Origin of the sequence: Pseudomonas syringae pv. cilantro, assembly GCF_001293775.1 — a bacterium.
GTDB classification, from domain to species: Bacteria; Pseudomonadota; Gammaproteobacteria; order Pseudomonadales; family Pseudomonadaceae; genus Aquipseudomonas; species Aquipseudomonas syringae_P.
In genome coordinates, this window is sequence record NZ_LGLN01000037.1 from 73,768 (window position 1) to 86,912 (window position 13,145).

Consider the following 13,145-nt stretch of genomic DNA (forward strand, 5'->3'; position numbering starts at 1 on the left):
GGTGGGACTTCGTGAGGTTTGCAACGTTCAGGCTTAATTGACGAGCGTGTTTATCGTCGAAAGGCCGTCATCCACAGGCAGCCATCCCGACACGCTGCTGGTATGATGCGCGGCTTTTTCCGACCCGCAAAAATCCAACGGGCTGCTGTGCAGTCTGTGCTTTGCTGTTGGAGTCGATCATTCACGACGCGCCCAGCGTCACGGAGAGCCAGACATGCTGGAAAGGCTGTTTCAACTCAAGGCACACAACACCAACGTGCGGACCGAGATTCTTGCGGGCGTCACGACTTTCCTGGCGATGGCCTACATTCTGTTCGTCAACCCGAGCATCCTTGGCGAGACCGGCATGGACAAGGGCGCCGTGTTCGTCGCCACCTGTCTGGCAGCGGCCATCGGCTCGACCGTGATGGGCCTGATCGCCAACTACCCGATTGCCCTGGCACCGGGCATGGGCCTGAACGCCTTCTTTACCTACACCGTTGTTCTGCACATGGGCCATAGCTGGCAGGTGGCGCTGGGTGCGGTATTCATTTCGGCGGTGATGTTCTTCATTCTGTCGATCTTCCGGATTCGCGAATGGATCATCAACAGCATTCCCCTGCCCTTGCGCTCAGCGATTGCTGCCGGTATCGGTCTGTTTCTGGCGCTGATCGCCCTGCATAACGCCGGCATCGTGGTCGCCAACCCGGCCACTGTCATCGGCATGGGCGACCTCAAGCAGCCTGCCCCGGTACTGGCCACGCTTGGCTTCTTTCTGATCGTAGCGCTGGACCACCTCAAAGTGCGCGGCGCGGTGCTGATCGGCATTCTGGCGGTGACACTGGTGTCCATCGCGCTCGGCTTCACGCCGTTCGGCGGCGTCGTATCGATGCCACCGTCGCTGGCACCGACCTTCATGCAGCTGGACATTATGGGCGCGCTGGACGTCGGCCTGGTCAGCATCATCTTCGCGTTCCTGTTTGTGGATATTTTTGACAACTCCGGCACGTTGATCGGCGTCGCCAAGCGCGCCGGGCTGATGGGCAAGGACGGGCACATGCCGAAAATGGGCCGTGCCCTGATCGCCGACAGTACAGCGGCGATGGCCGGCTCGCTGCTGGGCACCTCGACCACCACCAGCTACATCGAATCGGCTGCGGGCGTGAGCGCCGGTGGCCGTACCGGCCTGACCGCTGTCGTGGTTGCCGTGCTGTTCCTGCTAGCGCTGTTTTTCGCGCCGCTGGCCAGCAGCGTGCCAGCCTTCGCCACCGCACCGGCGCTGCTGTTCGTCGCGGTGCTGATGGCTTCCGGCCTGGCTGAAATCGACTGGGACGACATCACTGTCGCCGCACCGGTGGTGATCACCGCGCTGGCGATGCCGTTCACCTATTCCATCGCCAACGGCATCGCCTTTGGTTTCATTTCCTGGACAGCGATCAAGCTGCTGTCGGGACGCTGGCGCGAGCTGAATTCGGCGCTGGTGATCCTGTCGATCCTGTTCGTGATCAAGCTGGGCTGGTTCAACGCATGAGTGTTCCCTTCGACCCTGCGAGCTACGACCGTCAGCTCGAAGAAAAAACCGTCCGCCTGCGCGAGTTGCTGGCGCCGTTCGATGCGCCCGAGCCGCAAGTGTTCGACTCGCCACGCGAACACTATCGGCTGCGCGCCGAGTTTCGTCTGTGGCGCGAAGACCAGAAGCGCTACTACGCGATGTTCGCGCCGGGCGACAACCGCACGCCGATCCTGCTGGAAGGCCTGCCGATTGCCAGCGAACGCATCAACGCGCTGATGCCGGTGCTGCGCGAGCGCTGGGAAGCCAGCCCGACGCTGAACCACAAGCTGTTTCAGGTAGACTTTCTGACCACGCTGGCGGGCGATGCGATGATCACCATGTGCTATCACCGTCCGCTGGATGATGAGTGGCTAGCCGCTGCCGAGCAATTGGCTGCCGAGTTGGGCGTGAGCCTGATTGGCCGCTCCAAAGGTCAGAAGCTGATCATCGGCCATGACTACGTGACCGAGAAGCTCGACGTGGCGGGCCGCACCTTCAGCTATCGCCAGCCGGAAGGCGCGTTCACTCAGCCCAACGGCACCGTGAACGGCAAGATGCTCAACTGGGCGTTTGATGCGCTGGGCGAGCGGCAAGACGACTTGCTGGAATTGTATTGCGGCAATGGCAACTTCACCCTGCCGCTGGCCACTCGCGTACGCAAGGTGCTGGCGACCGAGATCAGCAAGACCTCGGTGAATGCCGCGCTGAGCAATCTGGATGACAATGGCGTGAATAACGTCACGCTGGTGCGCCTGTCGGCAGAAGAGCTGACCGAGGCGCTGAACGAAGTTCGCCCCTTCCGCCGCCTGCAGGGCGTGGACCTGAAAAGCTACGATTTCGGCAGCGTCTTCGTCGACCCGCCCCGCGCCGGCATGGACCCGGACACTTGCGAGCTGACCCGTCGTTTCGAGCGCATTCTGTACATCTCCTGCAACCCGGAAACCCTGGCCGCCAACATCGCCCAACTGCACGACACCCACCGGGTACAACGCTGCGCCCTGTTCGACCAGTTTCCGTATACACACCATATGGAATCGGGCGTGCTGCTGGTCAGACGCTGAGGCTTATCTGACTGACTATCGTGCGACGCTCCGCGTCCGGCCTTGAATGCGCAGCGCAGCGTAAAGCTGTGACGCAGAGCGTCACTCAAGGCATTCCTGCGCCGGAGCGTGAAGAACGAAAGGTGTCTGGGCCGGAGCGTGCGGAACGAGAGCCTTACCGTTCGTACCCTCCTGCGAAACTGTCAGGTGATTTATTAGCTTCCTATCGATCCGCTGAGGTATAAATCGAAACCCGATTTAAACGTCCGATGGGATCCGATCTTGAGCTCTGAGTCCTCCACTGCTTCTGCCCCGACCAAGCTGTCCCGCCAGCCTGGTTTCGTCAGTTTTATCCTGTCACGTCTGATGGCGGTGTTTGCCATGCAGATTCAGGCGGTGGTGGTTGCCTGGCAGGTATACGACATGACCCGCGAGCCGATGGCGCTGGCCTATGTGGGGCTTGCTCAGTTCATTCCGATGTTGCTGCTGTTGATGCCTGCCGGGGATCTGATCGACCGTTACAACCGCAAGGTCATCCTGATGCTCAGTTGGGGCGTGCAGGCGGTGTGTGGCGTCATTCTGCTGGTCTTCTCGGCGCTTGAACTGCAAGACTTGCGGCTGATCTACGGCGCACTGATGCTTTACGGCTGTGCCCGCGCGTTCACCGGCCCGGCCCTGCAAAGCCTGCTGCCGCAGATTGTCCCGCGCGAGCAACTGCCTTCGGCGATTGCCACCAACAGCGTCATCATGCGCTGCTCGACGGTCGGCGGCCCGCTGATCGGCGGTTATCTGTACTGGCTGGGCGGCGCAGAACTGACGTATTCGGTGTGCGTCGCCGCATTCATCGCCGGCATTCTGCTGCTGGCGCCGGTCGCCACGCCGTTTGCCGGCAAGCCGGTGGAGCCGGGCTCGAATGCCTGGGGCCGATTCACGGCGGGCATCGCCTTCATCCGCTCACGGCCGATCATTTTAGGCACCATCTCGCTCGACCTGTTCGCCGTGCTGCTGGGCGGCGTAGTCGCGTTGCTGCCGATCTACGCCCATGAAGTGCTGCACCTCGGACCGCAAGGGCTGGGCATGTTGCGTGCGTCAATGAGCCTGGGCGAGCTGGGCGTCGGCATTTACCTGAGCATGCGTCCGCTGGAGCGCAATGTCGGGATGACCATGTTTCTCGCCGTTGCTCTATTCGGTGTGGCGAACCTGGTGTTCGCCTTGTCGAGCCTGTTCTGGCTGTCGTGCCTGGCACTGCTGGTCGCAGGGGCGGCAGACATGGTCAGCGTTTTCATCCGCTCGGCGCTGGTACAGTTTTCGACCCCGGACAACATGCGCGGCCGGGTCAATGCGGTGAACATGCTGTTTATCGGCTCCTCCAACGAACTGGGCGAATTCCGGGCGGGCACCAGCGCGTCGCTGGTCGGTGCTATCCCGGCGGCAATCCTTGGGGGCGTCTGCACGCTGGGGGTGGTTGGCGCGTGGATGACAGGCTTCAAATCGCTGCGCCAGGTCGACCGATTTGCCGACGCCTCGCCCCAGGAAGAACAGGCGGCGCAATCTACTCGACAAGCCCCGGCCCAGTCCGCGAAACAGGCCTGATCGCAGCCGGACGAATGAAAATCGGACCAGAGCAATACGGGCAGAACCAAACGGCCCGTCACACCTCTATACTGTCGCATTCTGCACAACGCTGCTCGGATCGCCGCACTGGCCAGACCTGTATCAGCAGCGATATTTATTGCAAGACACCAAGAGGGATCCGACATGCTCTGGAAAAAAGGCCGACGTAGCGACAACGTAGTCGATGCTCGCGATGGCGGCAGCGGCGGGGGCGGCGGGGGCATGCGCATCGGCGGCAAGGGCCTGGGCATCGGCGGTATCGTGATCATCGTCGCCATCGGCCTGCTGACCGGCCAGGACCCGATGCAGATCCTTGGCCAATTGACCGGCCAGAGCACCGAGCAAACCGCGCCACCCAGCGCGCAGACGCGCGAAGCGCCACCCGCCAATGATCAGCAGGCCGAGTTTGTACGCAGTATTCTGGGCGACACCGAAGACACCTGGCGCGCGGTGTTCGCGCAAAGTGGCCGCGAGTACAAGGACCCGACGCTGGTGCTGTTCAGTGGTCAGGTGAATTCCGCCTGCGGTCGTGCCACCTCGGCAACCGGCCCGTTCTACTGCCCGGCTGACCAGCAGGTTTATCTGGACATGGACTTCTTCCGGGAAATGTCCCAGCGCTTTTCTGCCGCCGGAGACTTCGCCCAGGCTTACGTGATTGCGCACGAAGTCGGGCACCACGTGCAGACGTTGCTGGGCATTTCCGCCAAGGTCGACAAAGCGCGTCAGGCCGGGCAGAAAATGGAAGGCAGCAACGGCTTACTGGTGCGCCAGGAGTTGCAGGCCGACTGCTTTGCGGGTGTTTGGGCCTACAACGCACAAAATCGTTTGAACTGGCTTGAGCCGGGTGATATTGAAGAAGCATTGAACGCGGCGAACGCTATCGGCGATGATCGCCTGCAGCAGCAAAGCAGTGGTCGAGTCGCTCCGGACTCCTTCACGCACGGCACGTCTGCACAGCGCGTGCGCTGGTTCAAGGCCGGCTTTGCCGAAGGCCAAATCAATCAATGCGACACGTTCGCCGCCAAGAGTCTCTGAGCACATGATTAAACCGCTTCTGGTCCTGTTGTTAAGCACTGCCTTCGTGAGCCTCGGGGCGCATGCCGAGGATCAAGCGGTGAATTCAATCAGCCCGGATCGTCTGGCGATCAACGGCGCCGAAGCGACGCTCGGGCTGAGCCAGGAGTGGGTGCACCCCAAGCCGAAAATCGAGCGTGTGGTGATCGTGCTGCACGGTCGCCTGCGCAACGCGCAAACGTACCTGCGCAGCATCGAACGTGCGGCCAACCAGTCCAAAGAGCGCAGCAAGACCTTGCTGATCGCCCCGCAGTTTCTGGATGAGAAAGACATTGTCGCCCACCATCTGCCGGAGTCGATCCTGCGCTGGCGTCAGAACAGCTGGATGGAAGGCGCGACCGCCAGCGGCCCCAAGCCGGTCAGCTCGTTTCTGGTGCTGGACAACATCCTCAAACGCCTGAGCGACAGCAAGCTGTTCCCTAACCTGAAAGAAATCGTCATTGCCGGGCATTCCGGTGGGGCCCAGGTGGTGCAGCGCTACGCAATGATCGGCGGCAAAGAAGACGCCCTGCTGCTGCGCGAGGGGGTGAAGCTGCGTTACGTGATTGCCAACCCGTCGTCGTACGCCTACTTCGACGACGAACGGCCTGAGCCGGTGACCGCCCAGAGCTGCCCCGACTTCGACGAATGGAAATACGGCCTGAACAAGATGCCGTTCTACTCGGGCAAGGAAAAGCCGGTAGACATCGAAAAGAACTACGTGAAACGTGACATCACCTACCTGCTGGGCGAACTGGACACCGACCGCAATCACCCGGCGCTGGACAAGACCTGTGCGGCCGAAGCACAAGGCGCGTATCGCCTGATTCGCGGGCAGAACTACTTCAACTATCTGCAGAAGCGCCATCCGGAGGGGTTGAACCAGCACCTGGTGATCGTGCCTAAAGTCGGCCACAACGGTGACGGGATCTTCACCTCACCCGAGGGGCAGGCGGTGTTGTTCAAGCCGTTTTGAGTAGTTGACCTTCGAGCCAATGCTCCGCGTAGGCCCCCCTTCGCGAACAAGCGAAGCGTCGCCCGGTCCGCTCCCACGGCCTTCGGCCAGAATCAAAAGCGGAAGCGCTGAGAGTCGGGACTGGCAATGGCACGAGAGTCAGGTCACCCCAACATCCCGCGCAGCGCTGTGCAATCCACGGCATGCCAGTCGGTCAGTTCCGGCCAGGGGTTTTCCGCCAGGTTGACGAGGATGGTTTTCGCCCCCGCCGCGCGGCCGCAGCTCAGATCGTGCAGATAATCGCCGATCATGACCATTCGTTGCGGCTCGACGTCCCAGGTGCTTGCCAGCTTCAGCAAACCGGCCGGGTCGGGTTTGGGCGTCGCTTCGTCACGGCCCAGCACATCCTCGGCGGCAAAACACTCCGCCAGGCCGATGGCTTCCAGCGTGATATAGGCGAGTTCGCGGGCGTTGCGGGTCAGTATGCCCAATCGATAACCACGCCCTGCCAGATCGCGAACCAGCTCGACCGCGCCATCGGCAGGCCGCGAGCCCAACGCCAGCTCTCGCTCGTGCTCCAGCAGCCAGGCATGTTTGGCCGCCGACTCTTCGGCAGGCAATGCCGCAAGGTGGCCCAGAATGTCGTCGTCCTGCGGGATCCCCAGTTCACGCTTGATCGCCGGGAAGTCGTGGACCGGGACGGTCAGGGTGCCATCCATGTCGAATACCCAGTGCCTTATGCTGTCGAGTGTCATGCCCAATCCTTACGATGACGAATCAGCCCTTCCTGGCTGACCGATGCGACCAGTTGCCCGGCGCGGTTGAAGACACTGCCGCGCGAAAAACCGCGGGAATTGCCCGCCCATGGGCTGTCCATGGCGTACAACAGCCAGTCATCGGTGCGCAGATCGTTGTGGAACCACAGCGAATGATCAAGGCTGGCGACCTGCATGTCGCGCTGCCAGACCGTCTTGCCATGCGGCCGCAACGAAGTGGTCAGCAGGTTGAAGTCGGAAGCATAGGCCAGCATGTAGCGGTGCAGCGCCTGCATGCCTCGCAAGTTGCCATCAGCGCGAAACCACACGTACTTCACCGGTTCGCCAGGTTTGGGGTCATAGGGGTCGTCTGCGGTGACCGGGCGGAATTGAATCGGTTTGGGACGCAGAAACTTGTCGTGCGCCGATTCGGGAATCAGATGCGCCCGACGGGTCAGTAGCTCAAGCTCCGACGGCAGGTTATCAGGGCCGACAATTTGCGGCATCGTGGCTTGATGCTCGAAGCCCTCTTCGTCGTACTGAAAAGACGCACTACAGGTAAAGATCGGCTTGCCCTTCTGGATCGCCGTCACGCGACGGGTACTGAAACTGCCACCGTCACGCACCCGGTCAACCTGATAGACCACAGGCAGATACGCATCACCGGGGCGCAGAAAGTAGCCGTGCAGCGAGTGAACGTGTCGGGTGTCCTCTACCGTCTGGCTGGCAGCGGACAACGACTGGCCCAGTACCTGGCCACCGAATAGCTGTCGGAAGCCCAGATCCTGACTGCGGCCGCGAAACAGGTTTTCTTCGATGGCTTCCAGCGTCAGCAGCGCAACCAGATCATCCAGCACTTGACTCATCATCACTCCTCGCGCATATCGGCGCTGCCCCTGCAAACAGCAGCGGCCGACAGGGTGTGTGGCGAGCCCCGAGGCCCGCACTCGTGAAGGGAATGATACAGATTTAAGATGGCGGGCTTAATCCTGTTTGCAACTCAATCAGGGCTCTGCGTATTGAGCCACTGCTCGCGACTGATCCGGTACAGCACATGCGGTTTGAGCGGATGGCCATCCGGCAGGTCGGGATGCTCGAAGTTATCGGACTCGTCATGCTGCATACCGATTGCCTGCATGACTTTCTGCGACGGCTGATTGTTGACCGCTGTGAACGAAACGATCTCTTCCAGCTTAAGGCGTTCGAAACCACAGCCCAGCGCGGTCCAGGCTGCCTCGCTGGCAAACCCCAGACCCCAATGCTCGCGCGCCAGTCGCCAGCCAATTTCGATGGCAGGCGTGAAAGGCGCCTTGAAACCCACCACATGCAGGCCGGTAAAACCAATGAATTCGCCCGTATCCTTGCGCTCCAGTGCCCAGAACCCGAACCCCAGTTCAGCGAAGTGCCCGCGCAAGCGGCCGATCATGGCCGCGCTTTCCAGACGGCTCAGGGGTGACGGAAAATAGCGCATGACCTGCGGGTCGGTGCACATTGCGGCGAACACGGGCAAGTCGTCGTCACGCCACTGCCGCATCAGCAATCGGGCACTATCAAGCTTGACTATCGGTTCCATCGATTTCCCCGTGTTACAAGACTATTCAGGCGTCAATGTGAGCGCAGTGTTGCCAGCTATCTGCCAGACAACTGGGCGACCGCGTGCATAACTGGCACTATCGGCCTTCGACTTTCGAACGGACGTCCGATGTCCCTGCCACTCATTTACCACGACGACTACAGCCCGGCGTTTCCAGCGGACCATCGTTTCCCCATGGACAAGTTTCGCCTGTTGCGTGACTACTTGGTCGACAGCGGGCTGACCCGCGACGTTCAATTAATACGTCCCGAGTTATGCCCGATGGACATTCTGGCGCTGGCTCACGACCCGTCCTACGTAAGCCGCTACCTCAGTGGCGACTTGTCACGCGAAGACCAGCGCCGCCTCGGCTTGCCCTGGAGCGAAGCGCTCGCGCGACGTACCATCCGTGCCGTAGGCGGCTCGCTGCTGACCGCCGAAAAGGCCCTGACGCACGGCCTGGCCTGTCATCTGGCGGGCGGCACCCATCATGCGCACTACGACTACCCGGCCGGTTTCTGCATTTTCAATGACCTGGCAGTGATCAGCCATTACCTGCTGCAAAGCGGCCGTGTAAATAAAATATTGATCTTCGATTGTGACGTCCATCAGGGCGATGGTACGGCGCGCATTCTGGCGGATACGGAGGATGCGATTACCGTTTCGCTGCACTGTGAAAAGAACTTCCCGGCCCGCAAGGCCCAGAGCGACTGGGACATCCCGCTGCCAATGGGCATGGGCGACACCGAGTACCTGAACGTTGTCGATGATCTGCTCAACTATCTGCTGCCATTCTACAAACCGGATCTGGTGCTGTACGACGCTGGCGTCGACGTCCACAAGGACGATGCCCTTGGTTATCTGCAGCTGACTGACCAGGGCGTGGCCAATCGCGACGAAGCGGTGTTGCGTCATTGTCTGGGCCGCGATATTCCGGTCATGGGCGTGATCGGCGGTGGGTACAGCAAAGACCGTCAGGCGCTGGCCAGACGCCACGGAATTCTGCATCACAGTGCGCAGAAGGTATGGAACGACATGGGCTTGTAGCGGCTCCGCACCTGAGTGCACACCTGAAAACAGCCCTCGGGTAGAATGCCCTACCCTTCCGCTATCGATACGTTGCTGACCATGAATGACCTCGCCTCCCCTGCCAGCCAATCCGTTGCCGTCATCGGAGGTGGCCCTGCGGGATTGATGGCAGCAGAAGTGCTGAGTCAGGCAGGGTTCAAGGTCGATCTGTATGACGGCATGCCGTCTGTAGGGCGCAAGTTTCTGCTGGCCGGCGTTGGCGGCATGAACGTTACCCATTCCGAACCCTACCCTGCCTTTCTCGGGCGTTATGCTGAGCGATCGCCGATGATCGCTCCTATTTTGCGAAAGTTTGATGCTGACGCGTTGTGCCGGTGGATTCATGAGCTGGGCATCGAGACTTTTGTCGGCAGCTCTGGCCGGGTGTTCCCTACCGACATGAAAGCCGCGCCACTGTTGCGCGCCTGGCTCAAGCGGCTGCGTGATGCTGGCGTGGTTATCCACACCCGGCATCGCTGGCTGGGCTGGAATGCCGATGGCAGCTTGCGCATCGCCCACGCCGACGGCGAACTGGCACTCAACCCCGCAGCGACCCTACTGGCGCTGGGCGGTGCCAGTTGGGCTCGGCTGGGGTCCGATGGGGCCTGGCGGCCGTGGCTGCAAGCGAAGCAGATAGACGTTGCACCCTTGCAGGCCGCCAATTGTGGTTTTGAAGTGACCGCCTGGAGCGACGTGCTGCGCGCCAAATTTGCCGGCGCGCCACTGAAGAACATCGCCATGGGTCTGCACGGCCAGACGCTGCGCCTTGGCGAATGCGTGCTGACCGAGACCGGCGTGGAGGGCAGTCTGGTTTATGCACTGTCGGCGCAGATTCGTGAGCGAATCAATCTTGATGGCTCGGCCGTTGTGCAAATTGATCTGCTGCCGGGTAAAACACTGAGCGACGTGCAGAAAGCCCTGAGCAAACCACGTGGCTCGCGCTCGATGTCCAAACACCTGCACAGCCAATTGGGGCTGGACGGTGCGAAGGCAGCGCTCTTGCGCGAACTGGCGCCCCGTGAAGCGTTTATGGATGCGCTTTTGTTGAGCAAAGCCATCAAAGCGCTGCCACTGACCCTGATCAAACCGCGCCCCATCGATGAGGCCATCAGCACTGCAGGCGGCGTGACCTTCGAAGCCATGGACGAGCGCCTGATGCTCAAGCAACTGCCCGGCGTGTTCTGCGCAGGCGAAATGCTCGACTGGGAAGCGCCCACCGGCGGCTACCTGCTCACCGCCTGCTTCGCCAGCGGCCGCGCAGCGGGATTGGGGATGGTTGAGTGGCTGAACTCGCGATGATCATGCATGGGGGGCGGTTATGGACGCTCTGCGTCCGATCTTGAGTACGCGGCGCAGCGCAGATCGGTGACGCGGAGCGTCACGCAAGGCGTTCCCACGCTGGAGCGTCGGGAACGATAATCTCAACTATCGTGCGACGCTCCAGCGTCGGCATGCTGTTATGGACGCTCTGCGTCCGCCTTGAGCGCGCAATGCGCCTCAAGGCTTTTTCTTGCGTGGCCCGGTGTTGAAGACTGGCACTTTGCGCACTGGTTTGACCACCGGCGTGGGCTCGGACTCGCCGCTATCGACCCATTTGCCCAGATTGCGCTTGCTCCCCGAGACCTTGGGCTTTTTCGGTTTCTTGGGCTTTTTCAGGATCTGGCCGCTGGCATCAGTGCTCGGCACTCGATGCTCCGGCTCAAAATCCTGCTCTTCCTTGCGCTCCAGGGTCTGCCGGGTCAGTACTTCAATCGCCGACAGCAGCTCGACCTCATCGGCACACACCAGCGAAATGGCCTCGCCGGTCAGGCCCGCACGGCCGGTCCGGCCGATACGGTGGATGTAATCCTCGGCCACGATCGGCAGATCCAGATTGACCACCGTCGGCAGGTCATCGATATCCAGACCGCGCGCCGCCACGTCGGTGGCAACCAGGATTTTCACTTCATTGCTCTTGAAGCGGTCCAGCGCGCGCTGACGGGTGGCCTGCGGTTTGTCGCCATGAATGCCGTCGGCGTTCAGGCCCAACCCCTGCAAACGATCCACCAACTGATCGACGCCAACACGAGTCTTGGCGAATACCAGCACCTGACCCCAACGATGCTTCTTCATCAGATGAATGAACAGATCCGCCTTGCGCTTCTTGTCGACGGTCACGACCCATTGCTTCACCGAAGACGCCGCGACATTGCGCGGGCTGACTTCGATGGTCAGCGGATCATTGAGCATCTGCGCGGCCAGCAGACGAATCTCGTCGGAGAAGGTCGCGGAGAACAGCAGCGTCTGGCGCTGCCTGGGCAGAACGGCATAGATGCCGCGCAATTCCTCGGCAAAGCCCAGATCGAGCATGCGGTCCGCTTCGTCGAGGATCAGGGTCTGCAACTGAGAGAACTTGATCGCCTTCTGGCGGTACAGATCGAGCAGGCGACCCGGCGTCGCGACCAGAACGTCCACGCCCTTGCGCAGCTTCATCATCTGCGGGTTGATGCTAACGCCGCCGTAAGCGGCATACGTGCTCAGCGGCAGGTGCTCGGCGTACTGACGAATACTCTCGTGAACCTGATCGGCCAGCTCGCGGGTCGGTGCCAGCACCAGCGCACGAATCGAGTTGGGTGCGACCTTGGGGCCTTCCATGGTCAGGCGTTGCAGCAGCGGCAGGGCAAAACCGGCGGTCTTGCCGGTGCCGGTCTGGGCCGCAGCCATCAGATCGCGGCCCGCCAGTACCGGAGGAATGGCCTGTGTCTGTACAGGCGTCGGAGTCTGGTAACCGAGCGCTTCGAGGGCGCGCAGCAAGGGTTCGATCAGGCCGAGAGAGGCGAATGTCATGGGGATACCGTAGGAAAAATTCACGCAAGGCGCGCAGTTTACCCTGTCCGGCCCGCCTCGGTTAGCGTGTGCGTGTCGATCCGGCTTATCTGACCCGGGCAGACAAGCCCGAAATCAGAAGCCGCGCTGACGCTTGAGGGTTTCGCTGATCCTGGCGGCGGGGACTTTCTGCAGCGAGCACAGCATCTGGTGGGAAATGCCAGCGATACCGTGAGTGTTGCGCAGTTCGTTGGTCAGGTACGCCGTCAGGTTGGCGGCCATTTCCGCATCAGCCATGGCCCGGTGAGCCTTGCCGGTGTTGGGCAGGCGCGCATAGCTGGTCAGCGTGCCGAGCTTGTGATTCGGGGCGCCGGGCATCAGACGGCGGGCAAGCAGCATGGAACAGGCGAAGCTCTGTTCACGCTTGCGCTGGATACGGGAGAGTTCGTAATCCCAGAACTTCTGGTCGAACGAGGCGTTGTGCGCCACCAGCGGCGTCGCGCCGACGAAGTCCGCCACATCACCCATTACTCGCTCGGCACTGGGCGCGGTGCGAATCATGTTGTTGCTGATCCCGGTCAGCCCTTCGATGAACGCCGGGATTCGCACACCGGCATTCATCAAGCTTTGAAAGCGCTCGACGATACGCCCCTGCTCCATGATCACCACCGCAATCTCAGTCGCTCGGCAGCTGTGGTTCGGAGAGATTCCGGTGGTTTCAAAGTCGATGACTGCAATACGTTCCAACACT

The 13,145-nt window shown here is 61.3% G+C and carries 12 protein-coding genes; 7 read left to right on the plus strand and 5 right to left on the minus strand.

Translation table 11 applies throughout. The features are described from left to right. Positions 1-214: 214 nt before the first annotated feature. The 5 genes from ABJ99_RS11675 to ABJ99_RS11695 all read left to right on the plus strand — a co-directional run bounded on the left by ABJ99_RS11675 (position 215) and on the right by ABJ99_RS11695 (position 6,214). Positions 215-1,510, plus strand: a complete 1,296-nt coding sequence (locus ABJ99_RS11675; protein ID WP_054085973.1) for an NCS2 family permease — start codon at positions 215-217, stop codon at positions 1,508-1,510. Then, a complete protein-coding gene (trmA, locus tag ABJ99_RS11680) occupies positions 1,507-2,592 on the plus strand; it encodes a tRNA (uridine(54)-C5)-methyltransferase TrmA (RefSeq protein ID WP_054085974.1) in 1,086 nt (361 codons plus the stop codon). Before ABJ99_RS11675 ends, trmA begins: the two co-directional genes overlap by 4 nt. A 261-nt stretch (positions 2,593-2,853) precedes the next feature. Next, positions 2,854-4,164, plus strand: coding sequence for an MFS transporter (locus ABJ99_RS11685; RefSeq protein ID WP_054085975.1), 1,311 nt, complete (start codon positions 2,854-2,856; stop codon positions 4,162-4,164). Positions 4,165-4,329: 165 nt separating this feature from the next. Further along, on the plus strand, positions 4,330-5,220 hold the full coding sequence (gene ypfJ, locus ABJ99_RS11690; RefSeq protein WP_007252487.1) for a KPN_02809 family neutral zinc metallopeptidase: 891 nt from the start codon (positions 4,330-4,332) through the stop codon (positions 5,218-5,220). A gap of 4 nt (positions 5,221-5,224) precedes the next feature. After that, entirely contained in the window at positions 5,225-6,214 is a 990-nt protein-coding gene (locus tag ABJ99_RS11695; RefSeq protein ID WP_054085976.1) for a hypothetical protein, read from the plus strand. A gap of 143 nt (positions 6,215-6,357) precedes the next feature. Here ABJ99_RS11695 and ABJ99_RS11700 read toward each other — a convergent pair whose 3' ends face one another. From ABJ99_RS11700 to ABJ99_RS11710, 3 genes are all read right to left on the minus strand, one after another. After that, positions 6,358-6,948: an HAD family hydrolase gene (locus ABJ99_RS11700; protein ID WP_054085977.1), complete on the minus strand. Its 591-nt coding sequence runs from the start codon at positions 6,946-6,948 to the stop codon at positions 6,358-6,360. Next, a complete protein-coding gene (gene tesB / locus ABJ99_RS11705; RefSeq protein ID WP_054085978.1) occupies positions 6,945-7,814 on the minus strand; it encodes an acyl-CoA thioesterase II in 870 nt (289 codons plus the stop codon). Before tesB ends, ABJ99_RS11700 begins: the two co-directional genes overlap by 4 nt. 134 nt (positions 7,815-7,948) lie before the next feature. Then, positions 7,949-8,521: a GNAT family N-acetyltransferase gene (locus ABJ99_RS11710; RefSeq protein ID WP_054085979.1), complete on the minus strand. Its 573-nt coding sequence runs from the start codon at positions 8,519-8,521 to the stop codon at positions 7,949-7,951. Positions 8,522-8,650: 129 nt separating this feature from the next. On the opposite strand from ABJ99_RS11710, the gene ABJ99_RS11715 reads away from it, so the two are divergent. Continuing rightward, positions 8,651-9,568 carry a histone deacetylase family protein gene (locus ABJ99_RS11715; protein ID WP_054085980.1) on the plus strand — a complete coding sequence of 306 codons (918 nt, stop codon included), beginning with the start codon at positions 8,651-8,653 and terminating at the stop codon, positions 9,566-9,568. 81 nt (positions 9,569-9,649) lie between these two features. Continuing rightward, the gene (locus ABJ99_RS11720) at positions 9,650-10,888 is read left to right on the plus strand and encodes a TIGR03862 family flavoprotein (protein WP_174518467.1); all 1,239 of its coding nucleotides are present in this window, start codon (positions 9,650-9,652) and stop codon (positions 10,886-10,888) included. Between the two features lie 198 nt (positions 10,889-11,086). Here the strand turns inward: ABJ99_RS11720 and ABJ99_RS11725 are convergent, their stop codons facing one another. After that, complete coding sequence (locus tag ABJ99_RS11725) at positions 11,087-12,415, minus strand: DEAD/DEAH box helicase (RefSeq protein ID WP_054085982.1); 1,329 nt, start codon at positions 12,413-12,415, stop codon at positions 11,087-11,089. Positions 12,416-12,529: 114 nt separating this feature from the next. Continuing rightward, a complete protein-coding gene (locus ABJ99_RS11730; protein ID WP_054086040.1) occupies positions 12,530-13,141 on the minus strand; it encodes a 3'-5' exonuclease in 612 nt (203 codons plus the stop codon). Between the last annotated feature and the right edge of the window lie 4 nt (positions 13,142-13,145).

Excerpts from the sequence above, each read along its gene's own strand:
- ABJ99_RS11675 (WP_054085973.1), top strand. The coding sequence starts at position 215 with ATGCTGGAAAGGCTGTTTCAACTCAAGGCACACAACACCAACGTGCGG.
- trmA (WP_054085974.1), top strand. The coding sequence starts at position 1,507 with ATGAGTGTTCCCTTCGACCCTGCGAGCTACGACCGTCAGCTCGAAGAA.
- ypfJ (WP_007252487.1), top strand. The coding sequence starts at position 4,330 with ATGCTCTGGAAAAAAGGCCGACGTAGCGACAACGTAGTCGATGCTCGC.
- ABJ99_RS11695 (WP_054085976.1), top strand. The coding sequence starts at position 5,225 with ATGATTAAACCGCTTCTGGTCCTGTTGTTAAGCACTGCCTTCGTGAGC.
- ABJ99_RS11700 (WP_054085977.1), bottom strand. The coding sequence starts at position 6,948 with ATGACACTCGACAGCATAAGGCACTGGGTATTCGACATGGATGGCACC.
- tesB (WP_054085978.1), bottom strand. The coding sequence starts at position 7,814 with ATGAGTCAAGTGCTGGATGATCTGGTTGCGCTGCTGACGCTGGAAGCC.
- ABJ99_RS11710 (WP_054085979.1), bottom strand. The coding sequence starts at position 8,521 with ATGGAACCGATAGTCAAGCTTGATAGTGCCCGATTGCTGATGCGGCAG.
- ABJ99_RS11715 (WP_054085980.1), top strand. The coding sequence starts at position 8,651 with ATGTCCCTGCCACTCATTTACCACGACGACTACAGCCCGGCGTTTCCA.
- ABJ99_RS11720 (WP_174518467.1), top strand. The coding sequence starts at position 9,650 with ATGAATGACCTCGCCTCCCCTGCCAGCCAATCCGTTGCCGTCATCGGA.
- ABJ99_RS11725 (WP_054085982.1), bottom strand. The coding sequence starts at position 12,415 with ATGACATTCGCCTCTCTCGGCCTGATCGAACCCTTGCTGCGCGCCCTC.